22 protein-coding genes are annotated in these 22,254 nt (G+C 70.4%); 10 read left to right on the plus strand and 12 right to left on the minus strand.

The annotated features are described in order from the left end of the window. Positions 1–430: 430 nt before the first annotated feature. Positions 431–949: a hypothetical protein gene (locus GH747_RS19805; RefSeq protein WP_149771383.1), complete on the minus strand. Its 519-nt coding sequence runs from the start codon at positions 947–949 to the stop codon at positions 431–433. 72 nt (positions 950–1,021) lie between these two features. On the opposite strand from GH747_RS19805, the gene treS reads away from it, so the two are divergent. From treS to GH747_RS19825, 4 genes are all read left to right on the plus strand, one after another. Further along, positions 1,022–2,725 carry a maltose alpha-D-glucosyltransferase gene (treS, locus tag GH747_RS19810; protein ID WP_149771384.1) on the plus strand — a complete coding sequence of 568 codons (1,704 nt, stop codon included), beginning with the start codon at positions 1,022–1,024 and terminating at the stop codon, positions 2,723–2,725. Further along, a complete protein-coding gene (locus GH747_RS19815; protein WP_149771385.1) occupies positions 2,725–4,173 on the plus strand; it encodes a maltokinase N-terminal cap-like domain-containing protein in 1,449 nt (482 codons plus the stop codon). Before treS ends, GH747_RS19815 begins: the two co-directional genes overlap by 1 nt. Positions 4,174–4,255: 82 nt before the next feature. After that, positions 4,256–6,061, plus strand: coding sequence for a 1,4-alpha-glucan branching protein GlgB (gene glgB, locus GH747_RS19820; RefSeq protein ID WP_149771386.1), 1,806 nt, complete (start codon positions 4,256–4,258; stop codon positions 6,059–6,061). Continuing rightward, positions 6,054–6,914, plus strand: coding sequence for an NUDIX domain-containing protein (locus GH747_RS19825; protein WP_205603035.1), 861 nt, complete (start codon positions 6,054–6,056; stop codon positions 6,912–6,914). The genes glgB and GH747_RS19825 overlap by 8 nt, the downstream gene beginning before the upstream one ends. Before the next feature lie 28 nt (positions 6,915–6,942). Here the strand turns inward: GH747_RS19825 and GH747_RS19830 are convergent, their stop codons facing one another. The 4 genes from GH747_RS19830 to GH747_RS19845 all read right to left on the minus strand — a co-directional run bounded on the left by GH747_RS19830 (position 6,943) and on the right by GH747_RS19845 (position 10,205). Then, positions 6,943–7,932 (minus strand): DUF8094 domain-containing protein, encoded by a 990-nt coding sequence (locus GH747_RS19830; protein ID WP_149771387.1) that lies wholly within the window; start codon positions 7,930–7,932, stop codon positions 6,943–6,945. Continuing rightward, complete coding sequence (locus GH747_RS19835; protein ID WP_149771388.1) at positions 7,929–8,804, minus strand: hypothetical protein; 876 nt, start codon at positions 8,802–8,804, stop codon at positions 7,929–7,931. The genes GH747_RS19830 and GH747_RS19835 overlap by 4 nt, the downstream gene beginning before the upstream one ends. A 79-nt stretch (positions 8,805–8,883) precedes the next feature. Beyond that, positions 8,884–9,807: a tetratricopeptide repeat protein gene (locus GH747_RS19840; protein ID WP_149771389.1), complete on the minus strand. Its 924-nt coding sequence runs from the start codon at positions 9,805–9,807 to the stop codon at positions 8,884–8,886. A gap of 71 nt (positions 9,808–9,878) precedes the next feature. Next, positions 9,879–10,205 carry a hypothetical protein gene (locus GH747_RS19845; protein ID WP_149771390.1) on the minus strand — a complete coding sequence of 109 codons (327 nt, stop codon included), beginning with the start codon at positions 10,203–10,205 and terminating at the stop codon, positions 9,879–9,881. Positions 10,206–10,250: 45 nt separating this feature from the next. Between GH747_RS19845 and GH747_RS19850 the strand changes: the two genes are divergently transcribed. After that, complete coding sequence (locus tag GH747_RS19850) at positions 10,251–11,666, plus strand: amidase (protein ID WP_149771391.1); 1,416 nt, start codon at positions 10,251–10,253, stop codon at positions 11,664–11,666. 10 nt (positions 11,667–11,676) lie between these two features. Next, positions 11,677–12,753, plus strand: a complete 1,077-nt coding sequence (locus tag GH747_RS19855) for a mechanosensitive ion channel family protein (RefSeq protein ID WP_149771392.1) — start codon at positions 11,677–11,679, stop codon at positions 12,751–12,753. Between the two features lie 6 nt (positions 12,754–12,759). Here the strand turns inward: GH747_RS19855 and GH747_RS19860 are convergent, their stop codons facing one another. After that, positions 12,760–13,167: a globin gene (locus tag GH747_RS19860; protein WP_149771393.1), complete on the minus strand. Its 408-nt coding sequence runs from the start codon at positions 13,165–13,167 to the stop codon at positions 12,760–12,762. Between the two features lie 4 nt (positions 13,168–13,171). Next, positions 13,172–13,954: an acyl-CoA thioesterase gene (locus tag GH747_RS19865; protein ID WP_149771394.1), complete on the minus strand. Its 783-nt coding sequence runs from the start codon at positions 13,952–13,954 to the stop codon at positions 13,172–13,174. A 155-nt stretch (positions 13,955–14,109) separates the two neighbouring features. Here GH747_RS19865 and fabG point away from each other — a divergent pair, with 155 nt between their 5' ends. Together fabG and GH747_RS19875 are read left to right on the plus strand one after the other, a co-directional pair. Beyond that, positions 14,110–14,865: a 3-oxoacyl-ACP reductase FabG gene (gene fabG / locus GH747_RS19870; protein ID WP_149771395.1), complete on the plus strand. Its 756-nt coding sequence runs from the start codon at positions 14,110–14,112 to the stop codon at positions 14,863–14,865. A 1-nt stretch (position 14,866) separates the two neighbouring features. Further along, positions 14,867–15,898 carry a phosphotransferase family protein gene (locus GH747_RS19875; protein ID WP_149771396.1) on the plus strand — a complete coding sequence of 344 codons (1,032 nt, stop codon included), beginning with the start codon at positions 14,867–14,869 and terminating at the stop codon, positions 15,896–15,898. A 211-nt stretch (positions 15,899–16,109) separates the two neighbouring features. On the opposite strand, the gene GH747_RS19880 is transcribed toward GH747_RS19875, so the two are convergent. From GH747_RS19880 to GH747_RS19895, 4 genes are all read right to left on the minus strand, one after another. Beyond that, entirely contained in the window at positions 16,110–16,889 is a 780-nt protein-coding gene (locus GH747_RS19880) for an SDR family oxidoreductase (protein ID WP_205603036.1), read from the minus strand. A gap of 2 nt (positions 16,890–16,891) precedes the next feature. After that, positions 16,892–17,656: an SDR family oxidoreductase gene (locus GH747_RS19885; protein WP_149771397.1), complete on the minus strand. Its 765-nt coding sequence runs from the start codon at positions 17,654–17,656 to the stop codon at positions 16,892–16,894. Next, a complete protein-coding gene (locus tag GH747_RS19890) occupies positions 17,653–18,876 on the minus strand; it encodes an acetyl-CoA C-acetyltransferase (protein ID WP_149771398.1) in 1,224 nt (407 codons plus the stop codon). The genes GH747_RS19885 and GH747_RS19890 overlap by 4 nt, the downstream gene beginning before the upstream one ends. Before the next feature lie 85 nt (positions 18,877–18,961). Then, positions 18,962–20,107 carry an acyl-CoA dehydrogenase family protein gene (locus GH747_RS19895; RefSeq protein WP_149771399.1) on the minus strand — a complete coding sequence of 382 codons (1,146 nt, stop codon included), beginning with the start codon at positions 20,105–20,107 and terminating at the stop codon, positions 18,962–18,964. 118 nt (positions 20,108–20,225) lie between these two features. Between GH747_RS19895 and GH747_RS19900 the strand changes: the two genes are divergently transcribed. Next, positions 20,226–20,807 (plus strand): TetR/AcrR family transcriptional regulator, encoded by a 582-nt coding sequence (locus GH747_RS19900; RefSeq protein WP_149771400.1) that lies wholly within the window; start codon positions 20,226–20,228, stop codon positions 20,805–20,807. Positions 20,808–20,950: 143 nt separating this feature from the next. On the opposite strand, the gene GH747_RS19905 is transcribed toward GH747_RS19900, so the two are convergent. Then, complete coding sequence (locus tag GH747_RS19905) at positions 20,951–21,487, minus strand: YceI family protein (RefSeq protein ID WP_149771401.1); 537 nt, start codon at positions 21,485–21,487, stop codon at positions 20,951–20,953. Positions 21,488–21,627: 140 nt separating this feature from the next. Between GH747_RS19905 and GH747_RS19910 the strand changes: the two genes are divergently transcribed. Next, positions 21,628–22,113, plus strand: coding sequence for a MarR family winged helix-turn-helix transcriptional regulator (locus GH747_RS19910; protein ID WP_149771402.1), 486 nt, complete (start codon positions 21,628–21,630; stop codon positions 22,111–22,113). The last annotated feature ends 141 nt before the right edge of the window (positions 22,114–22,254 follow it).

Raw genomic sequence — 22,254 nt, forward strand, 5'->3', positions numbered from 1 at the left:
CCACGCCCCCACCGCTGGTCGAGGCCGAAGCGCCAACCACGCCCCCACCGCTGGTCGAGGCCGAAGCGCCAGCGAAGGATCGAGACCCGGTCTCGATCCCTCCGCGCCTCGACCACCGAACCCCGCGACTCAGCCCACGCCCCCACCGCTGGTCGAGGCCGAAGCGCGAACCCCGCCCCCACCGCTGGTCGAGGCCGGAGCACCAGCCAACCCCGCCCCCTCCGCTGGTCGAGGCCGGAGCGCTAGCGGAGGATCGAGACCCGGTCTCGATCGCTCCGCGCCTCGACCACCGAACCCCGCGACTCAGCCCAGGCCCCTCCGCTGGTCGAGGCCGGAGCGCTAGCGGAGGATCGAGACCCGGTCTCGATCGCTCCGCGCCTCGACCAGCGAAGCGTGAACGCCTCGACCACGGAGCCCGTCGTAGCGATCCCTACGCCGTCGGGGGACGGCCGAGGTTCGCGGCGTAGTCCCACGCGTCGACGAGCCGCATCGTCGTACGCCTGCGGAGCAGCTTGAGTGCCCGCCAGCGTCCCCAGCGGAACTGCGCGATCTCCTGCAGGTCGGCTGCGAGGGTCTCGTCGACCTCGGCGTGATCGAGCTCGGAGGCGTCCTCGTACGCGCGCTGGATCAGCCGCCGCTCGATGGCGACCGACCACTCGTCGACCTTCGAGCGTGCGGCGAGCAGCGACAGGTTCGTGCTCGCGTGGAGCAGCCGGATGGCCTCCATCTTGCGGCCACCCTCGACGAGGCGGCTGATCTCTGAGCGCGTCGCCAGGTCGACGGGACGGTTGCCCTGCGTCCACAGCGTCGCCTGGCGCACCTCGGGGGCGACGGGCGCGAGCTGGCGTGCTGCCAGCGGCTCGGGGGTCTCGCGCCGTCCTGTCCACCACATGAGGAGCGCGCCGATGGCCACGCCGGACAGGACTGCAGCGATGACGGCCACGAGCATGCCCTCACCCTAGTGCCGGGGTCGTCGGCCGCCGAGCAGATTCGCCGGGCGAGTGGCACTAGGGTGGCGCGCATGACCGCCCCCGTGCCTTCACCGACGCTCGAGGACCGGCGCGACGACGATCCGCTGTGGTTCAAGCGCGCCGTCTTCTACGAAGTCCTCATCCGCTCGTTCCACGACTCCACCGGGGACGGCATCGGCGACCTCGCCGGGTTGACGAGCAAGCTCGACTACCTGGAGTGGCTGGGCGTGGACTGCCTCTGGCTGCCGCCGTTCTTCCCGTCACCGCTGCGTGACGGCGGGTACGACGTCGCGGACTACACGAGCGTGTCGCCCGAACTGGGGTCGGTCGACGACTTCAAGGACCTCCTCGACGCCGCCCACGCGCGGGGCATCCGGATCATCATCGACGTCGTCATGAACCACACGTCCGATGCCCACCCGTGGTTCCAGGCGTCGCGTACGGATCCCGACGGCCCGTACGGCGACTTCTACGTGTGGGCCGACGACGACGAGGCGTACTCCGACGCGCGCATCATCTTCGTCGACACGGAGTCGTCGAACTGGACGTACGACCCGGTCCGCGGCCAGTACTTCTGGCACCGCTTCTACGGCCACCAGCCGGACCTCAACTTCGAGAACCCTGCCGTCCACCAGGCGATGCTGGACGCGCTCACGTTCTGGCTCGAGCTCGGCGTCGACGGGTTCCGCCTGGACGCCGTCCCGTACCTGTACGAGGAAGAGGGGACGAGCAGCGAGAACCTCGAGCCGACGCACGCGTTCCTCCGCAAGGTCCGCCGCTACGTCGACGACAACTACCCGGGGCGGGTCCTGCTCGCAGAGGCGAACCAGTGGCCCGCCGACGTGGTCGACTACTTCGGTGACCCCGAGGTCGGCGGCGACGAGTGCCACATGTGCTTCCACTTCCCCGTGATGCCGCGCCTGTTCATGGGGGTGCGCCGCGAGTCGCGCTACCCGATCAGCGAGATCATGGAGCAGACGCCTGACATCCCGGACGGCTGCCAGTGGGGCATCTTCCTGCGCAACCACGACGAGCTCACGCTCGAGATGGTGACCGACGAGGACCGCGACTACATGTGGCGCGAGTACGCCACGGACCCGCGGATGAAGGCCAACATCGGCATCCGCCGCCGCCTCGCGCCCCTGCTCGACAACGACACCAACCGCATGGAGCTGTTCACCGCGCTGCTGCTGAGCCTCCCGGGTTCCCCGGTGCTGTACTACGGCGACGAGATCGGCATGGGCGACAACATCTGGCTCGGCGACCGCGACGGCGTCCGTACGCCGATGCAGTGGACCCCGGACCGCAACGCCGGCTTCTCGGTCGCCAACCCGGGCAAGCTCGCCCTGCCGGTGATCATGGACCCGGTGTTCGGCTACCAGTCGGTCAACGTCGTCGCCGAGCAGGAGAACACGTCGTCGCTGCTGCACTGGACGCGCCGGATGATCCACATCCGCAAGCAGCACCGGGCCTTCGGCGTCGGCACGTTCCGCGACCTCGGCGGTTCGAACCCCTCGGTCCTGTCGTTCGTCCGGGAGCACGATGGTGACGTGATGCTGTGCGTCAACAACCTGTCGCGCTTCCCGCAGCCGGTGGAGCTCGATCTCCACGCCTACGCAGGGGTGCGGCCGGTCGAGATGTTCGGCGGGGTCGAGTTCCCGGCGATCGGAGACCTCCCGTACCTGCTCACCCTGGCGGGGCACGGCTTCTACTGGTTCCGGCTCGGCCGCATGACCGACACGGAGGAGTCCTGATGGCAGGCGACCGTACGCACGATCTCTTGGACTACATCGTCCGGCAGCGCTGGTTCGCCGGTGAGGGCGCCGGCTGGCAGGTCGTACGCGTCGAGCCGCTCGCGTGGCTGAGCAACCCGGCGAGCGGACTCGGTGTGCGGTTCGAGCTGGTGACGGTGGACGGGCCCGGCGGCACGCAGACCTACAACGTCCCGCTCGCCTACCGTGACGAGCCGGTCGAGGCCAACGCGTACGGGCTGGTCGGTACGGCGTCGCTCGGCGCCGACGAGATGGCGGCCGACGTCTACGTCTACGACGCGCTGCACGACCCCCTCGCGCGCCAGGTGCTGATGCGCGGGTTCTTCGAGGACTCCCCCGCGCCGAGCGAGTCGACGGGTCGAGACCCCGACACCGTCTATGTGTCGCACCTCCCGCACGACGAGGACGGCGCGCTCGTCATCGACGTCGACTCGGAGTCGGTCCTGCTCGCCGTCGAGCAGTCGAACACGTCGATGGTGGTGGCCGAGACGGCGATGCTGAAGGTCTTCCGCAAGGTCGTGGACGGCCGCAACCCCGACGTGGAGATCCACGATGCACTCGCCGGCCCCGGTGACGACGCGATCGCAGCACTGTGGGGGTGGATCAGCGCGACGCCGTCCGGTGGCAGCGCCTCGTACGACCTCGCGATGCTCCAGCGCTTCCTGCGGACGGCGAGCAACGGCTGGGAGAGCGCCCGTGCGAGCGTGCGCGACCTGCTCGCCGAGCCCGGCCTCGAGCCGGAGGCCGCGGGCGGCGACTTCGCCGGCGAGTCCGTGCGCCTCGGTGAGACCGTGCGGTTCGTCCACACGCTGATGGCCGAGCGGCTGCCGACGGCGGAGTGGGGTGCCGCGGAGCTGAGCGCCCTCGCCGACCGGCTCGACGCACGCCTCGATCACCTGGCCGGACGGGTCGACGAGATCGAGCGGTACGCCGGTGCTGCACGCGACGTGTACGCGCGGCTCCGCACGCTCGACGGCCCGGTTGCGGCGCAGCGCGTCCACGGCGACCTGCATCTCGGCCAGACGCTCCGGACCACGGCAGGGTGGAAGCTGATCGACTTCGAGGGTGAGCCGGCCGCGGCGCTCGAGGACCGGGTGGCGCTCGACACCGTCTGGCGAGACGTCGCCGGAGTCACCCGGTCGTTCGACTACGCCGCGAACTCCTACCTGCTCCAGACCGGTACGACCGGCGACGCGGAGGTCGCGCAGGCCCGTGCGTGGGTCGCACGCAACCGCGCCGCGTTCCTGGCCGGGTACGGCGACGGTCACGACCACGAGGCGGCTCGACCAGCGGGCGGGGACACGGTCGCGACGGCGTTGCTCGCGGCGTACGAGGTGGACAAGGCGCTGTACGAGTACGTCTACGAGCTCGACCACCGGCCGGACTGGGCGGCGATCCCGATGACGATGCTCGACCAGCTGCTCGGGTGAGGCGGCACCGCGACGACCGGGCTGACGTGGTGGTCCCCACGTCCACCCCATCGCGTCACCTCCGCGTGAAAGACTCGCCAGCATGACGCGAGACCTCTGGCGTGACCTCGGTGCCCACCAGCGCGAGGAGGGGGTCGCCTTCGCGGTCTGGGCGCCGAACGCGCGTGAGGTGCAGGTCCTGGGCGACTTCAACGGCTGGGACGGGCACGCGCACGCGCTGACCCGCGGCGACGACGGGATCTGGCGGGGCAGCGTCGAGGGCATCGGCGACGGGGCGCTCTACAAGTACGCCGTCCACGGCGCCGACGGCGTGTGGCGCCAGAAGGCCGACCCGTTCGCGACCTGGGCGGAGGTCCCCCCGGACAACGCCTCGCGCGTCTTCACCTCGAGTCACCGGTGGACCGACGACGCCTGGGTCCGCGACCGCGCGACGCGCCAGCCGTGGGCGGAGCCGATGAGCGTGTACGAGGTGCACCTCGGCTCGTGGCGGCGCGGCCTGTCCTACCAGGAGCTCGCGCAGACCCTCGTCCCGTACGTCGTCGAGCGCGGCTACACCCACGTCGAGCTGATGCCCGTGATGGAGCACCCGTTCGGTGGCTCCTGGGGCTACCAGGTCACCGGCTACTACGCGCCGACCTCGCGCTTCGGCGACCCTGACGACTTCCGCGCTCTGGTCGACGCGTTCCACGCCGCGGGCATCGGCGTCATCCTGGACTGGGTCCCGGCGCACTTCCCGCGTGACGAGTGGGCCCTGGCACGCTTCGACGGGACACCGCTGTACGAGCACCCGGACCCGCGCCGTGGCGAGCACCCCGACTGGGGCACGTACGTCTTCGACCTGACCAAGGGCGAGGTGCGCGAGTTCCTCCTCGCGAACGCGTTCTGGTGGTTCGAGGAGTTCCACGTCGACGGGCTGCGCGTCGACGCGGTCGCCTCGATGCTCTACCTCGACTACTCGCGCGGTCCGGGCGGATGGACCCCGAACGCGCAGGGCGGCAACATCGACCTCGAGGCAGTGTCGTTCTTCCAGGAGCTCAACTCCTCCTGCTACGCACGCTTCGGTGGCATCGCGATGATCGCCGAGGAGTCCACCGCGTACGACGGGGTGACCCGCGACGTCGCCTACGACGGGCTCGGCTTCGGCTTCAAGTGGAACCTCGGCTGGATGCACGACACGCTCGGCTACGTCGCCGTCGACCCGATGTACCGCAGCCACGACCACCACCGGCTGACGTTCGCGATGATGTACCACCACGCCGAGAACTTCGTGCTCCCGCTGTCGCACGACGAGGTCGTCCACGGCAAGGGGTCGCTGCTCGGCAAGATGCCCGGCGACCCGTGGAAGCGGTTCGCGAACCTCCGCGCGCTCCTCGCCTACCAGTGGTCGCACCCCGGCAAGCAGCTGACGTTCATGGGGGCCGAGATCGCGCAGGAGCGTGAGTGGTCCGAGGAGCGCTCCCTCGACTGGGAGGTCCTCGACTCGCCGGAGCACGCCGGTGTGCAACGGCTCGTGAGCGACCTCAACGCCCGCTACGTGGCCAACCCGGCCCTGTGGGAGGACGACTACTCCCCCGACGGATTCGCGTGGCTCGAGGCGGACGACGCCGGCAGCAACGTGTACGCGTTCGTGCGCCGCGGCGGAGGTCGTACCCTCGTCTGCGTGGCGAACATGTCCGGCGAGACGTGGCAGTCGTACCGAGTCGGCCTCCCCGACCCCGGCGCGTGGCGCGTCGTGCTGTGCACCGACGACCTCGCGTACGGCGGGGCAGGTGCCTCGCCCGGGCCCGACCTCGAGGCCGAGCCGATCGCCTGGCACCGCCAGCCCCAGTCTGTCGACCTCCGCCTCCCGGCGCTCTCGCTGACCTGGATCGAGCCCGTCGATGGCTGACCTGACGCTGCGCCCCGTCGGCGACGACACGGACGCGGGCAGCGCGTACGAGAACAGCACCTTTGAAGTACGGGATGGCGACGACGTCCTCGGCGCGTTCACCGTCACGCTCGACGACTCCCTGACGGCCTCGGTCGCCTGGGACCTCGGCCGTACGGAGGAGCCGCGTCGCTCGCGGGCCGTCAACCTCGCCATCACGTACGCGCTCGACGAGCTGGGCGTGACTCGGGTGCAGACCCTGCTCGACGAGGACTCCGTCGCCGACCGTCGGGCTGCCGCTCGCGCGGGGATGCGCCGCGACGGGCTCGTACGCCGGGTCGGCGCACCCGACCAGGAGCTGCTCTCGCGTCTGTCCGACGACCCGCACCCGGGGACGCGCGAGGGCTTCGTCGCGATGCTCAACGCGGCGCTCCCCAAGAAGCGCGCCATCGCGCAGGCGCTCGTCCGAGACGATGCCGGACGCGTGCTGCTCTGCGAGCTCACGTACAAGCGTGAGTGGGACCTCCCCGGCGGCGTGGTCGACCCGGCCGAGTCCCCCGCTGACGCAGTGGTGCGCGAGCTGCGCGAGGAGCTCGGCGTCGAGGCTCGCGTCCGCGGGCTCCGTACGGTCAACTGGCTGCCGCCGTGGAGCGCCTGGGACGACGCGGTGCTGTTCGTCTTCGACGTCGAGTCCTGGGACCCGCAGGCACCGCTGACGCTGCAGCCGACCGAGATCGCCGCCGTCCACTGGTGCGACCGCGAGCTCGTCCGTGAGCGTGCGACGGCTGCGACGATCGAGCTGCTCGACAGCCTGGACGACGACCCGGCCGAGACCTACCGCGAGGCGGGGCAGGTCTTCCGCGGCACCGTCTGAGCGCTCTGCGCGCGAGCGTGCCGAGCGCCTACGGCGTCGCGATGCCGGCCGTGTCCTCGGAGTCGATCACGCCGCCGTACTGAGCCAGCACCCGCGGCAGCCCCACGCCGTCGGTCGGCGGGACGTACATCAGCACCTGGTGGTAGTAGCGCAGCACGCCCGACCGCGCCATCGGCTCTCCGAAGTAGGCACGCTGCTCGGAGTCCGCCGGCCAGCTCACCGTCGCCCCAGGCGTCAGGACCCAGCCGTCCTGCCGCATGAGCGTGCCGAAGACGAGCGCTCCCCCGTCCTCGGTGCGGACCGCGTGCTCGACCGGCTGGGACGCCCACGTCCGGGCGAACGTCGTGCCGGGCTTCGCGAGCCCGGCTGCCTGGGCGCGCATCTGGGTGACGAACGAGTCGGCGGTGACCTGGCCGGCGTCCGGCGACTGCGGGTCGCCCAGCGCAGCCGCGTACGCGCGCAGTGCATCACCCGGGGAAGCGACGAGGGCGGTGCCGTCGTCGGGGTCGACGGTCTCGAGCTCGTCCCCCGACGTCTTCGGCACGGGGAGGACGGTGCTGATGAGTGCCTCCGGCGTCGCTGTCAGCTCCCACCGGTCGGTCGACGTCTCCCGCTCGAAGATCTGGATGCGGCGGACACCGCGAGCCTCGTCGCGGGCGATCGCGAGATACCAGAGGGGGTACTCGGAGAGCCGCGGCGTGTAGACGTCCTCGACCTGGGCCGCGCTGATGCCGCTGCCGGTGGAGGCGTTGCCGTTGAGCCGCTTCGCGACGTCGATCGCACCGCCGTCGACCGCGAGCACCGACCCTGACTCCACCAGAGCCAGGATGTCCGGATCGAGCGCGGTGAACGCGGCGCCGCGGGCCTTCTCGAGGTTGCGGTAGGTGCGGTCGATCTCGGTGTGGTTCGCGGCGATCTTGGAGACCTCGGTGCTCGACTTCTCCATCGGGATCGCGCCGCAGCCGGCCACGAGCGCGAGGACGCCGACGACCGCCGTCAGGCGTGCGCGTGCAGTCATGCGTCCTCCTTCACCCTGTCCGTGCCCGAAACCTCCGACGAGGGTACGCGCTGTGCCTGATGAGGCTTCTGCTTCTTCGCGGACCTGGGCTTCCTGGACGGCGTGAGCTTCGTGGACCAGGGCTTCGAGGGCTTGCGCGTCGGAGCGGTCGGGTCGCTCTCCTCGAGGAAGTCGTCCCAGGTGTCCGCGTCCGCGGGGTCCGTCTCCAGCCAGGGCTCGTCCCACTCGTCGTCGACGAAGGCGGCCGCGTCGAGGCTCGGGGTGCGGCGGCGTACGGCGGGGACGAGCCCGGCGACGACCACACCGAGGAGGGCGATCCCGAGACCTCCGACTGCGGCGCCGAGCGACACCCCGAACGCGCCGGGAACCTCGTACGCCCCCGTGACCCGCAGGCCCGAGAGGTCGGCGTCGCCCATGGCGAGGACGGCGAGAGAGACGGTCTCGTCAGGAAGCTCGAACCGCAGCTGCGCTCCGCCGACTCCTGACGTCGCCTCCAGCCACCAGTCCAGCGCCGTCGGCGCCGCCGGGAGGAACGGGTCTCCGGCGACGTCCTTCGTGGTCACCGACCACGGGACGCGATAGCGGGTGATCTCGACCCGCTGCGTCGACTCGAGATAGTCGTCGACGTCCACGGTCGACGCCAGACCGAGGAACACCGGCTTGTCGTCCGGCAGCTCGACCTGGACGCTCACCTGCGGGCCGTACCGGGCGAGGACCGCCGGGCGCGTCACGACCGCGCGAGCATCGGTGTCGACCTCGCGCGTCCCCGTCGTCATCCGATCGTCCGGGCCGAAGGCGACGGCGCCCACTGCGCCGACGACGGCGATCACGACCCCGAGCGCCAGCAACCCGAATCCGGCCACCCGTCGCATGCAGCCAGTATGCAGGGGGGCAAGAAGAGGCCGCTCGCCAGCAGGTGGTGAGCGGCCTCGCGTGCGTGGGCGCCTAGGCTCAGAAGAGAGCGCTCGCCAGCGCCCGCCGAGCCGCGCTCACGCGGGGGTCGTCGCTGCCCACGATCGTGAACATCTCGACCACCCGAGCACGCACGCGCTCCTTGTCGTCGCCGGTGGTCCGACGAACGAGGTCGATCAGCCGCCCGAAGGCGTCGTCGACGTGTCCGCCGGACAGGTCGAGATCGGCGACGAGCAGCTGCGCGTCGACGTCGTCGGGGTTGTCGGCGGCGGCCTGGCGCGCCGCGGCGAGGTCGGCGTCACCGGTCCGTTGCAGCAGCTTGGCGCCGGCCAGCCGCTCGGCCGCCTCGGTGTCAGCCGGGTTGGACGCCAGCAGCTTCTCGTACTCGGCGACGGCCGTCGCGTAGTCGCCCTCGGCGAACGCGTCGTCAGCCGCGGCGAACCGTGGGTCGTCCACCGGCTCCTCGTCCGGAAGAGCCTCGCCACCGCCGACGGGAGCAGCGACGCCGTTCACGCCGTTCGCCTCGGCGACGCGGAGCAGCTCGTCGAAGAACTGGCGGATCTGCGACTCGTCGACCGTGCCCTGGAACAGCGGCACAGGCTGGCCCTTGACGACGCCCAGCACGAACGGCACACCCTGAGCGCCGAGCATCTGCGCGATCTGCGGGCTGGTGTCGGCGTCGATCCGCGCCAGCAGCAGACGGCCGGCGTACGAGTCGGCGACGCGCGCGAGCGAGTCGTTGAACGCGGCACCCTGCGGCGACCGCGACGACCAGAGCGCGACGACGACCACGTGGTCGAGCGAGCTCTGGAGGACGTCCTGGAACGTCCGCTCGTCGACGTCGAGCACCCAGGAGGCGCCCGCGGGCGCGGGGGCGCCCGATGCCGGTCGACCGGCGGACCCGCCGGCGGGAGTGTTCTTGAGCGCCGAGAGATCGATGGCGCCGGGACGCGAGAAGCTCATCGTCAGGTCTCCTCGAGAGGTGGGTCCGGTGGCCGGAGTGCCGGCCAGGTGGTCCGGTCGGATGGTCCGGGTCAGTGGTGCGCGGGGAGCTCCGCGCGGTCGTTGCCCGCGGTGATCGCCTCGCCCGGCGCGGCGACGTACGGGAGGTAGCTCGGGGTGGTGCGGCGTGCCAGAACGTAGCCAAACACGACGAGCACCAGCACGATCGCCAGCGGGATGCCGACGAAGATCAGAAGGACGTCGAGGCCCGACATCGCGCTGGCCTCCTCCCACCCGATCGGCACCTCGGCGGCGGCCGGGGTGACAGCGCCCGCGGCCAGCGGCGCGGCGATCACGGCACCGGCGACGGCGGAACGGGCAACGATGGTACGAGCGGTGGTACGGCTCCGGCTCAGCATGGCGGTCATTCTAGCCGAGCACCCGACGCCACTAGGCTCGGTGGTATGCCCTCCGCTGCCGGCGACCCCCTCTCGTCCGCGCTCGGCCTCGCCACCGCGTACCGCACGGGCGAGACCGACCCCGTCACCGTTGTCGACGCACTGCTCGAGCGCACCGCTGCCCGCTCCGACGAGGTCGGCGCGTTCGTCACCATCACCGCCGACCAGGCCCGCGCGGGGGCGGCCGCCGCGCGCGACGCGCTGAACGGCCCCGCAGCCGACGCGCTCCCGCCGCTCTTCGGTGTGCCGACGGCCATCAAGGACCTCACACCCACGGCGGGGGTCCGGACGACGCTGGGGTCGGCTGCGTTCTCCGACCTGGTCCCGGACGAGGACGGCACCCCGGCCCTCCGGATCGCCTCCGCCGGCATGATCAGCCTCGGCAAGACGAACGCACCGGAGCTCGGGCTGCCCTGCTACACCGAGCCCGACGTCGCGCCGCCCGCACGCACGCCGTACGACCTGTCGCGCAGCGCCGGTGGCTCCTCCGGCGGCGCGGCCGCAGCGGTCGCTGCGGGCCTCGTCCCAGTCGCGCTCGGCTCGGACGGCGGAGGTTCGGTCCGGATCCCCGCCTCGGTGTGCGGGCTCGTCGGGATCAAGCCGACCCGCGGGCTCGTCACCTCGATGCCGTCCGAGATCGACGTCTCGGGCCTCGTCGTCCCCGGCACCCTCGCCAACACCGTCGACGACGCCGCGGCCCTGCTCGACGTGCTCGCCCTGACGGGCAGCCGCATGCTCAACGCCAGTCGTCGCGTCCCCGGTCGCCTGCGCATCGGCCGGTTCCACACCCCGGTCATCAGCGAGGTGCCGCCCGACCCGGAGGTGGTCGCCGCGTACGACGTCGCGAGCCGCCTGCTCGAACGCATCGGCCACGAGGTCGTCGACGTCGACCCGCCGTTCGGGCCGGAGACCGTTGCCGCGTTCGAGACAGCCTGGTTCGTCGGCGCCGCGTCCGCGCCCGTGCCGCCCGAGCGCGAGGCGCTCCTCCGCCCGCTCACCCGCTGGGAACGCACGCGCGGACGCGCTGCCAGCGGGGTCGACTACGCCGACGCCCTCCTCGCGCTGCGGCGGGCCGAGCAGGCGACGCTCGCGGCGTACGAGGATCTCGACGTCATCCTCACCCCGACGATCGGCCAGCTCCCGGCGCCGGTCGGCTCGCTGCGCGACGACGCAGACCCGGAGGCGGACTTCGAGGCCCAGAAGGCCTTCACCCCGTACACGTCGATCTGGAACGTCGCGGGCTGCCCCGCGATCTCCCTGCCGACCGGGTGGAGCACCGACGGTCTCCCGATCGGCACGATGATCGCCGCGCTCCCGACGCACGACGCGCTGCTGATCAGCCTGGCCGCGCAGGTCGAGCACGAGCTGTCGACGCCAGACAACCGGTGGAGCCGCCCACGAGCGTTGGCGCGGCCCCGCTAACGTCGTGGACATGGCTGACGTCCCCTTCGCAGCAGACAGCGCGCAGTGCTGGGACGACCCCAGCAACCAGATCTGTCGACTCGTGTACCGCTGGACCGACAACGGCACCGCCGCCGAGGTCGCCGACGTCGTGCTGGCCAAGCCCGTCGCGATCATCGTGCTCATCCTCGGCGGGCTCGCCGTGCGGTGGCTCGTCAACCGGATCATCGACCGGATCGTCCGGACCGCGGCAGCCGGCACGGTTCCCGGCGCACGTGCGGCCGAGACGCTCAGCCCCGCCCTCCACGAGCGCCGCGAACAGCGTGCGCGCAGCATGGGATCGCTCCTCAAGAACATCTCGACGATCGTGATCTTCACCGTCGTCGCGTTCATGGTGATTGCGACGCTCGGCTACAACATCGCCCCGCTCCTCGCCTCCGCCGGCATCCTCGGCGTCGCGCTCGGCTTCGGCGCACAGAGCCTCGTCAAGGACTTCCTGTCGGGCATCTTCATGATCCTCGAGGACCAGTACGGCGTCGGCGACGTGGTCGACCTCGGCGACGCGATCGGCACCGTGGAGGCCGTCAGCATGCGCGTGACGCGGCTGCGCGACGTCAACGGCACCGTCTGGTACGTCCGCAACGGCGAGATCATCCGCGTCGGCAACCAGTCCCAGAACTGGGCGCGCACCGTCCTCGACGTGCCGGTCGGCTACGAGGTCGACCTGGCGCGCGTCCGCGAGGTCCTGCACGAGATCGCGCACGCGCTCTGGCAGGACCCCGCCTGGAGCGGGGCCGTGCTCGAGGAACCCGAGGTGTGGGGCGTCGAGCGCTGGACCGCGGAGGGTGTGGTGGTCCGCGTCGTCCTCAAGACCGCGCCGCTGAAGCAGTGGGAGGTCGCGCGCGAGATGCGCGAGCTCATCAAGGACCGCTTCGACGCGCTCGGCATCGACATCCCGTACGCCCACGCAGCGGCCTACGGCGCTCCCCCGCAGGCCGCCGCGGCGGCGGCTGAGGCAGATGCTGCAGCGGAGACAGATGCTGCGGCGGAGGGAGATGCCGGTCAGGACGAGACCGATCCGGAGGCGACGGAGAACCGCCGCCGGTAGGAATCGTTAGCCCAGGTCCTCGGGCGTGTTGACCATGAACTGCGCGGCGTGGGTGACGTACGCCCAGAACTCGCGGTCGTGCTCCGGCGCCAGCGCGACGCGGTCGAGCGCCGCACGGAAGTGCAGCAGCCAGTGCTGCGCCGCCGTCGGCGTCACGGCGAACGGCGCGTGGCGCATGCGCAGGCGCGGATGTCCGCGACGCTCGGAGTACGTCGTCGGTCCGCCCCAGTACTGGACGAGGAACAGGGTGAAGCGCTCCTCGGCCGGGCCGAGGTCCTCCTCGGGGTACATCGGTCGCAGGACCGGGTCCTCGGCGACGCCCTCGTAGAAGGCAGCGACGATCGCCGCGATCGTGTCGTACCCGCCGATCGCGTCGTAGAAGGTCTGCTGCTGCTCCGCCTGGTCCTGACTCACGCTGTCATTCTCCCGACCGACTCAAACCGGGCCGCAGGTATGCCGCCAGCTGATCGCGCACCTCGTCGGTGAGCTCGCGCGAACGCTGCGTGGCGGGGTCGAAGCCGACCATCACCGCCCGCGAGGTCGCGACGACGACCGGCCCGCCACCATCGGCGGGCGTCTCGTCGACGAGCTCGGCCCGGACCTCGTACGACGAGCGTCCGACGCGACCTACACCGTTGCGGACGGCGTACGGCTCGGACCTGTACGGCGCCGGTCGCAGGAAGGTCGTCTCGTTCCGCGCGACGACCCAGGGGTGGAGCCGCGGGCCGGTCGCGGTCGTGATGAACGCGACCCGCCCCTCCTGGAAGAGCTCGAGCATCGCGACAGGGTCGACCACGCCGTCCGGACCGAGGTCGCGGACACGGATCCGCGTCGGGGCCGACGTCGTACGCCCTTCGCTCGGCGGCACCCGGGTCAGGGTGCCGGAGCCGTCCGCCAGCGTCGTACGGGCTCGCACGTAGACGGTGCGCCCGCCGTCCTCACGGAGATCGACGATCTCCTGCTCGACGACGCCGTCGCCGGACCAGGTGGTCTCCACCAGGAGCGGCTCGGGACGGAAGACCACCGGCGCCCGGTAGTCGACCTCGAGCCGCAGCACGTGCTCACCGCCGAGAGAGCTGCCCGTCTCGGCGGCAGCCGCGATCCGGGCCTCGCGCAGGTAGTCGGCGTACGTGACGTTGTTGACGTGCGCCAGCTGGTCGATGTCGGCCCAGCGCATCGGGCACGCGTGAACATGTCGCACCCGTTGATCGTGACAGACGGGTGCCGCCACCGGCTCGTCGCCCCCGGCTCCCCTGTGTCGTCGCTCACGGCGGATGGGGTACGTTGCTAGGCGACCCTGGCTAAGCGTGCGCTTAGCCGGTCCCGAGCATCCGTACGAAGCATCGAGGAGAAGTTGTGAGCCAGCAGCGCACTGCCATCGTCACCGGCGCCGCACGCGGGATCGGCGCCGCCGTCGCGAAGCGCCTCGCGTCCGACGGGCACGCCGTCGCCGTCATCGACCTCGACGAGGCGGCCTGCGCCGCCACGGTCGACGCCATCACCGCCGCCGGCGGTAAGGCCGTGGCCATCGGCGCCGACGTCTCCGACGAGCAGGCCGTCGCCGCCGCGTTCGAGCGCATCGTCGCCGAGCTCGGCGCTCCCACCATCCTCGTGAACAACGCGGGGATCATCCGCGACAACATGCTGTTCAAGATGTCGGTCTCCGACTGGGACTCGGTCATGGGCGTACACCTGCGCGGTGCGTTCCTGATGGCTCGCGCGGCCCAGCAGCACATGGTCGAGGCGAAGTTCGGCCGCATCGTCAACCTGTCGTCGACGTCCGCGCTCGGCAACCGTGGCCAGGCCAACTACTCGGCCGCCAAGGCCGGCATGCAGGGCTTCACCAAGACCCTCGCGATCGAGCTCGGCAAGTTCGGCGTGACCGCCAACGCGATCGCCCCCGGGTTCATCGAGACCGAGATGACCGCCGAGACCGCCGCTCGACTGGGTGTCGACTACGAGGACTTCAAGAAGTTCAGCGCGCAGCAGATCCCCGTCGCGCGCGTCGGGCAGCCCGAGGACATCGCCGCGACGACCTCGTTCCTCACCAGCGAGGAGTCCGGCTTCGTCTCCGGCCAGGTCATCTACGTCGCCGGCGGACCGAAGGACTGACATGGCCGACGAGCTCCCCGGTCTGGACCTCGACCGGCTGGGCGCCTACCTCCAGGAGAAGGTGCCCGGCCTGGTCGACGGCCCGCTCAGCGGCACCGTCATCCCCGGCGGTCGCTCGAACCTGACGTACGACGTCACCGACGGCACCACCCACGTCATCGTCCGCCGCCCGCCGCTCGGCCACGTGCTCGCCACCGCGCACGACATGAGCCGCGAGCACACGGTGATGGCCGCGCTGTGGCCGACCGACGTACCGGTCCCAAAGGTCCACGCCCTCTGCAACGACGACGAGGTCATCGGTGCCCCGTTCTACGTGATGAGCAAGGCCGAGGGCCGCGCGATCCGTCGGGCGGGCGAGCTCGAGGAGCTCGGTCCGGAGCGCACGCGTGACATCGCCGAGCGTCTCATCGACACCCTTGCGGACCTCCACTCGGTCGACCCGGCATCGGTCGGACTGGCCGAGTTCGGGCGTCCCGACGGCTACCTCGAGCGTCAGGTCCGGCGCTGGGCGAAGCAGGCGGAGGCGTCCAAGAGCCGTGAGCTCGACGGCTACGAGGAGCTGCGCGACTACCTCGCCGCGCACGTCCCGGAGCACTCCGACGCGGCGATCGTCCACGGAGACTTCCGCCTCGACAACGCGCTGGTCGACACGTCTCCCGAGGGCAAGGACCGCATCACGGCAGTGCTCGACTGGGAGATGGCGACGCTCGGCGACCCGCTCTCCGACATCGCGCTCACCATCGTCTACCAGGAGATGGGCCGTACGACGCGCAACAACGCGGTCGCCGACGCGACCGCAGCGCCCGGGTACCCGTCGGTCGACGAGGTGCTCGAGCGCTATGCGTCGCGGAGCGGGCGGGACGTCGCGACGATGGGGTTCCATCTCGCGCTCGGCTACTTCAAGCTCGCGATCATCACCGAGGGCATCCACTACCGCTTCACGCAGGGCCAGACGGTCGGCGAAGGCTTCAGCCGGATGGGTGAGGCCACGCAGCCGCTGATCTCCGCCGGCCTCGCCTGCGCGCGCGCCTGACCGCCGGTCCCTGCGGCGCACGGCCTCTCCGGTCACCGCCCGCACCGCCTCTCCGGTCACCGCCCGCACGGCCTCTCCGGTCACCGCGCGCGCCTGACCGCCGGTCCCGTTTGCCACGCTTGCACCGCAAATGCCGCCCGTGCCCCGCATATTTGCAGGGCACGGGCGGCATTTGCGGTGTGAGCGTGGCAAACGCGGCGGCTGGTTCGGGTCAGAAGTCGGGGCGCAGGTCCTCGACGCGCTGCTGGAGGCGGTTCATGCCTCCGAGCCAGCGGTCCGGATCCGCAGCCTTCGCGCGTACGTAGTCCGCGACCTCGGCGTGCGGCAGGATCAGGAACCGGTCGTCGCCGATCGCGGCGTACACCGTCTCCGCCACCTCCTCCGGCGTGATCGCGGTGTCCTTGAGCGTGACGTCGCCGGCCGGACCGGTGTCGTCGAGCATCGCCGTACGCACGCCTTGCGGACACAGTGCCTGTACGACGATGCCGCGGTGCCGGTACGTCGCGGACAGCCACTCGGCGTGCGCGACCGCGGCGTGCTTGCTGAGCGTGTACGGCGCCGAGCCGAGCATCATCAGCAGACCTGCAGCCGACGCCGTCGCGACGAAGCGCCCTTCGCCGCGCTCGAGCCAGTCGGGCAGCAGCGCCCGCGCGGCACGAACGTGGGCCATCACGTTGACCTGCCACGACGCCTCGAAGTCGTCCTCGGTCGCCGCGGCGTCGCCACGGGCGATCCCGGCGTTCGCGAAGAAGACGTCGATCGCACCCAGGTGTTCGCGCGCGGCGCCAACCAGCGCGCGTACGCCCTCCTCGGAGGCCGCGTCACCGGGTACGGCGAAGCCGCCGACCTCGTTCGCGACCCGCGCTGCGGCGTCGGCATCGAGGTCGTTGACGACGATGCGCGCACCGGCTGCTACCAGCCGGTGCGCGATCGCCCGCCCGATCCCGTTGCCGCCACCGGTGATGACGACGCCCGCGCGATCGGGCAGCACCCTCAGACTCCGCCGGTGAGCGTCAGGCCGCCGTCGACGACGATGTTCTGACCGGTCAGCCACCCCGACTCGTGCGACAGCAGGAAGGCCACCACCGAGCCGATGTCCTCGGGCACACCGAGGCGCTTCATCGGGTACTGGGAGGCGACCTCCTCCTCACGTCCTTCATAGAGGGCGCCGGCGAACTTCGTCTTGACGACCGCCGGAGCGACCGAGTTGACGCGCACGTCCGGACCCAGCTCGACGGCCAGCTCCTCCGTGACGTGGATCAGCATCGCCTTCGTCGCACCGTAGAACCCGATGCCCGGCGCAGGCTTGATGCCCGCGACCGACGCGACGTTCACGACGGTGCCGCCGTGCTCGCCCATCCACGCGCCGTACACCTTCTGCGTCCACGCGAGCGCGCTCAGGACGTTGACGGCGAACATCTTCTGAGCAGCCGCGAGGTCGAGGTCGATCATGCGTCCGTACGCCGGGTTGATGCCGGTGTTGTTGACGAGGTGGTCGATCGATCCGAACGCCTCGAGCGTCTGCGCGATCACCGCGTCCTGGTGCGCGGCGTCGTCGGCCTTGCCCGAGATGCCGAGCGCGACCTCAGGGCCACCGAGGTGGACGACCGCCTCCTGCAGAGCCTCGTCGTTGCGCGCGGTGATGCACACCCGGCCGCCCTCGGCGACGATGCGCTCGGCGACGCCGAGCCCGATGCCGCGGCTGGCGCCCGTGATGATCGCCGTACGGCCTGCGAAGCGCTTCGCCTCGCCGCTCACGAGAGACGCTCGATCACCATGGCCATGCCCATGCCGCCACCGACGCACATGGACTCGACGCCGTACTGCTTGTCGTGCCACTGCAGCGAGTTGATCAGCGTCGCCGTGATGCGCGCGCCGGTCATGCCGAACGGGTGACCGACGGCGATGGACCCGCCGTTGACGTTGAGCTTGTCCTCGTCGATCCCGAGCTGCTGCGCCGAGCCGAGCGACTGCACCGCGAACGCCTCGTTGATCTCGAAGAGGTCGATGTCGCCCAGGCTCATCCCGGCGTGCTTGAGCGCCTGCGGGATCGCCTCGACGGGGCCGAGGCCCATGATCTCGGGAGACAGACCGGTCACGCCGGTCGAGATGATGCGAGCGAGCGGCGTGAGGCCGAGGTCCTTCGCCTTCTGGTCGCTCATGATGACGAGCGCGGCCGCGCCGTCGTTGAGCGGGCAGGCGTTGCCGGCGGTCACAGTGCCGTCGGGTCGGAACACCGGCTTGAGCGAGGACACTGCCTCGTACGTGGTGCCGGCGCGCGGGCCGTCGTCCGCCGTGACCTGGGTGCCGTCGGCCAGCGTCACCGGGGTGATCTCGCGGGCCCAGAAGCCCTCGGCGATCCGCTGCTCGGTGAGGTTCTGGCTGCGTACGGCGAAGCGGTCCTGCTCCTCACGGCTCATCCCGAGAACCTGGGCGACGTTCTCCGCGGTCTGCCCCATCGCGATGTAGGCGTCGGGCAGGTTGCCGTCCTCGCGCGGGTCGGTCCACTTCTGACCGCCCTGGGCGAGTGCCTCGGTGCGCTCGACCGCGTCGTTGAAGACGGGGTTGGTGATCTCCTGACCGGGGATCGCGTCGCTGTTGCCCTTGATGAAGCGGCTGACGGTCTCGACGCCGGCGGAGATGTAGGCGTCGCCCTCGCCGGCCTTGATCGCGTGGAATGCCATGCGGGTGGTCTGCAGGCTCGACGAGCAGTAGCGGGTCACCGTGGTGCCCGGCAGGAAGTCGTAGCCGAGCAGGACCGAGACGATGCGTCCCATGTTCATGCCCTGCTCGCCACCGGGGAGACCGCATCCGAGGATCAGGTCGGTGATGTCACGCGGGTCGAGCTCCGGAACCTTGTCGAGAGCGGCGCGCACCATCTGCGCACTCAGGTCGTCGGGACGCATGTCCTTGAGCGAGCCCTTGAACGCGCGCCCGATCGGCGAGCGCGCGGTGGAGACGATGACGGCTTCAGGCATTGAGGTGTCCTTCTCTAGGGTCCAGACTGTTCTTGAGTTGAGCCGGTGTTGCGTGGTTCCCGAGACGGTGGCGCAGACCGCGAGGTCAGAGCCCGAGGTCGCGCCCGATGAGCTCCTTCATGATCTCGTTCGAGCCCGCCCAGATCTTGGTGACGCGTGCGTCCTGCCAGGCGCGCGCGACACGGTACTCGTTCATGAAGCCGTAGCCGCCGTGCAGCTGGACGCAGTGGTCGAGCACCTCGTTCTGCACCTGCGACGACAGCCACTTGACCTTGGCCGCGTCGATCGCGGTCAGCTCGCGCTCGGTGTGCGCGAGGACGGCGGCGTCGACGTACGCCTCGACGGACTCGATCCGCGTGACGAGCTCCGCGAGCAGGAACTTGTTGTGCTGGAAGGAGCCGATCGGCTGCTTGAAGGCCTGCCGCTCTTTGGCGTAGTCGATCGTCTCCAGGAGGATCTGCTTGGCGTGCGCGACGTTGGAGACGGCGCACGAGAGACGCTCCTGCGGGAGGCGCTCCATCATGGCGATGAAGCCGCGGTCGACCTCGCCGATGACCTGGGCGTCGCTCACGCGGACGTCGGAGAAGAACAGCTCGGCCGTGTCCGACTCGTTCTGGCCGACCTTGTTGAGCTTGCGGCCGCGGCTGAAGCCCTCCATGCCGGTCTCGACCGCGAAGAGCGTGATGCCCTTGGCACCCTTCTCGGGGCTCGTCCGTGCGGCGACGACGACGAGGTCGGCCGACCAGCCGTTGGTGATGAAGGTCTTGGAGCCGTTGATGACCCACTCGTCGCCGTCGCGGACCGCGGTGGTCTTGAGCGCGGCGAGGTCGGAGCCGCCGGACGGTTCGGTCATCGCGATCGCCGTGAGCAGCTCGCCGGTGACGAAGCGCGGGAGCCAGCGCGCCTTCTGCTCGTCGGTGGTGAGCTCGACGAGATAGGGGGCGACGATGTCCGCGTGGATGCCGGTGCACGACGGGAGCGCGGCGTTGACCTTCGACAGCTCCTCGGCGAGGACGGCGTTGAACCGGAAGTCGCCTGCCTCGGCGCCACCGAACGCCTCCGGGACCTCGAGCCCCAGGAGTCCTTGCTTGCCGGCCTCGAGCCAGTACTCGCGTGGCAGACCCTTGTCGTCGGCGTACTGCTCGACGTTCGGGAGGACGCTGCGCTCGACGAACTCTCGCACCGAAGCGCGGAAGGCCTCGTGGTCGTCCTCGAAGATAACTCGCTTCACAGAATGGCTCGCTTCATGGAGTGCCTACGGTCAATCACCGCACGATCCCCTACAGTGTACTAAGCGCGCGCTTAGCGCGATGAGGGGTCCCCGCCCCAGCACACTGCAGGAGCAGCCCATGACCGAGGTTCCCGCCCGCGAGCGCCTGATGGACGCCGCGGTCGAGGCGTTCGCCGAGCGCGGATTCCATGCCACGACGACGCGCGACATCTCGACGCGCGCCGGCATGAGTCCTGCCGCCCTGTACGTCCACCACGCGTCGAAGGAGCAGCTGCTCTACGAGATCAGCTCGGCGGGGCACCTCAACACGCGCCACATGCTCGCCGACGCGTACGCCTCCACGGCCGACCCCGTCGCCCGTCTGGCCACGATGCAGTTCGAGTTCACCAAGTGGCACGCCGTCCACAGCAAGCGTGCGCGCGTCGTCCAGTACGAGATCTCCGCCCTGACTCCGGAGCACCGCCGCGAGGTCGCCGGCCACCGCCGTGACATCGAGCGCATCTATCAGGACGCGATCCGCGAAGGCGCCGACAAGGGCGTGTTCGAGATCGAGGACGTGCCGGGCACAGCGCTGGCGCTGATCTCGATGGCGATCGATCTGGTCCGCTGGTACCAGCCGGACGGCCCCCGGACACCTGACTCCGTCGCACAGCTCTACGCCGACCTCGCGCTCCGCGCAGTCGGCGCCCGCACGGCCTGACGGAGTCGTCGCTCCCGACGCCGCCCCGCAGACAGCCGCCCCGCAGACAGCAGAGCGGCCGTCCTGGAGCCGGGGGAACTCCAGAACGGCCGCGTCCGTACGCGACGGTTCCCTGACGTGATCACGTCAGGGAACCGGCGGGATCACTGGGCGAGGACGGCCTCACCGGTGATGAGGACGGTGATCTTGTCACCGATCATCAGCTTGTCGCCCTCGAGCGGGATGTTGAAGTCGATCCCGAACTCCTTGCGGCTGATCGTCGTGGTGGCCTCGACACCCACACGGGTGCCGCCCCACGGATCCTTGCCCTCGCCGAGGAACTCGACCGACAGCTCGACCGCACGGGTGACGTCCTTGATGGTCAGGTCGCCGGTCACGACGAAGTCGGTGTCCGACTTCGCGACGACGCCGGTGGACGTGAAGGTCATCGTGGGGTGCGTCTCGACCGAGAAGAAGTCGGCGGAGCGCAGGTGCGCGTCACGGTCAGGCGTGCCGGTGTTGATCGAGGTGAGGTCGATGGTCGCCGTCGTCGTCGACTCGGTGATCTCGGGAGCGGTGGTGATGCTGCCCTCGAACTTCTCGAACTTGCCGCGCACCTTGCTCATGATGTGGCGAACGGTGAAACCGATCTCGGTGTGGGTCGGATCGAAGTTCCAGGTGCCTGCGGTGATCTGTGCCATGGTCCTGCGTCCCCTTTGGGTCGTGGTGGTCTTTTCGAGCTTGGCGTCGTCGTCACCGCTATAGTTGCGGCTTCAACCAACTGCCTTCACCGTACCATAACTAATTGAAGACGCAACTATTCCCTGGGTACACTCGCTCCATGACCTCGACCACGCAGACAGCCACCGACACGCGGTGGCTCGACGACCGACAGCAGCGCCTCTGGCGCTCGTTCCTGGGCGGATCGACGGCGTTCTTCGACCAGCTCGACCGCGACCTGCGACGTGAGCACGACCTGTCGATGCCTGAGTACGAGATCCTCGTCCGCCTGTCCGAGGCACCGGAGTGGACCCTGCGGATGGCGGAGGTCGCCAGCCAGGTCGCGCACTCGCGCAGCCGGATCACGCACACCGTCAGCCGGCTCGAGCGTGCCGGGCTCGTCGAGCGGGAGTCGTGCCTGTCCGACGGCCGTGGCGTCAACGCGAAGCTGACCGACGCAGGCATGGACCGACTGCGCGACGCGGCGCACACGCACGTCGGCGGCGTTCGCCGCTACCTGATGGACAACCTGACCGAGGAGGAGTTCGAGATCATCGGTCAGGCGTTCGAGCGCGTCCGCGGAGACCTCAACGGTCAGGGATTCTGACCCGGCGGTGATCCGCCGTCACCTACGTCGAGGCAGCGCCAGGGAATTGGCGCAGATCATGTCATTGACCTGATCGGTTGCGGCAGGCAACTTCGTGTCCGATACCGGACACCCGGGTTGCGGGCGTAGGAGCACTCTTGC

Origin of the sequence: Mumia xiangluensis, from assembly GCF_010994095.1 — a bacterium.
Classification (GTDB): domain Bacteria; phylum Actinomycetota; class Actinomycetes; order Propionibacteriales; family Nocardioidaceae; genus Mumia; species Mumia xiangluensis.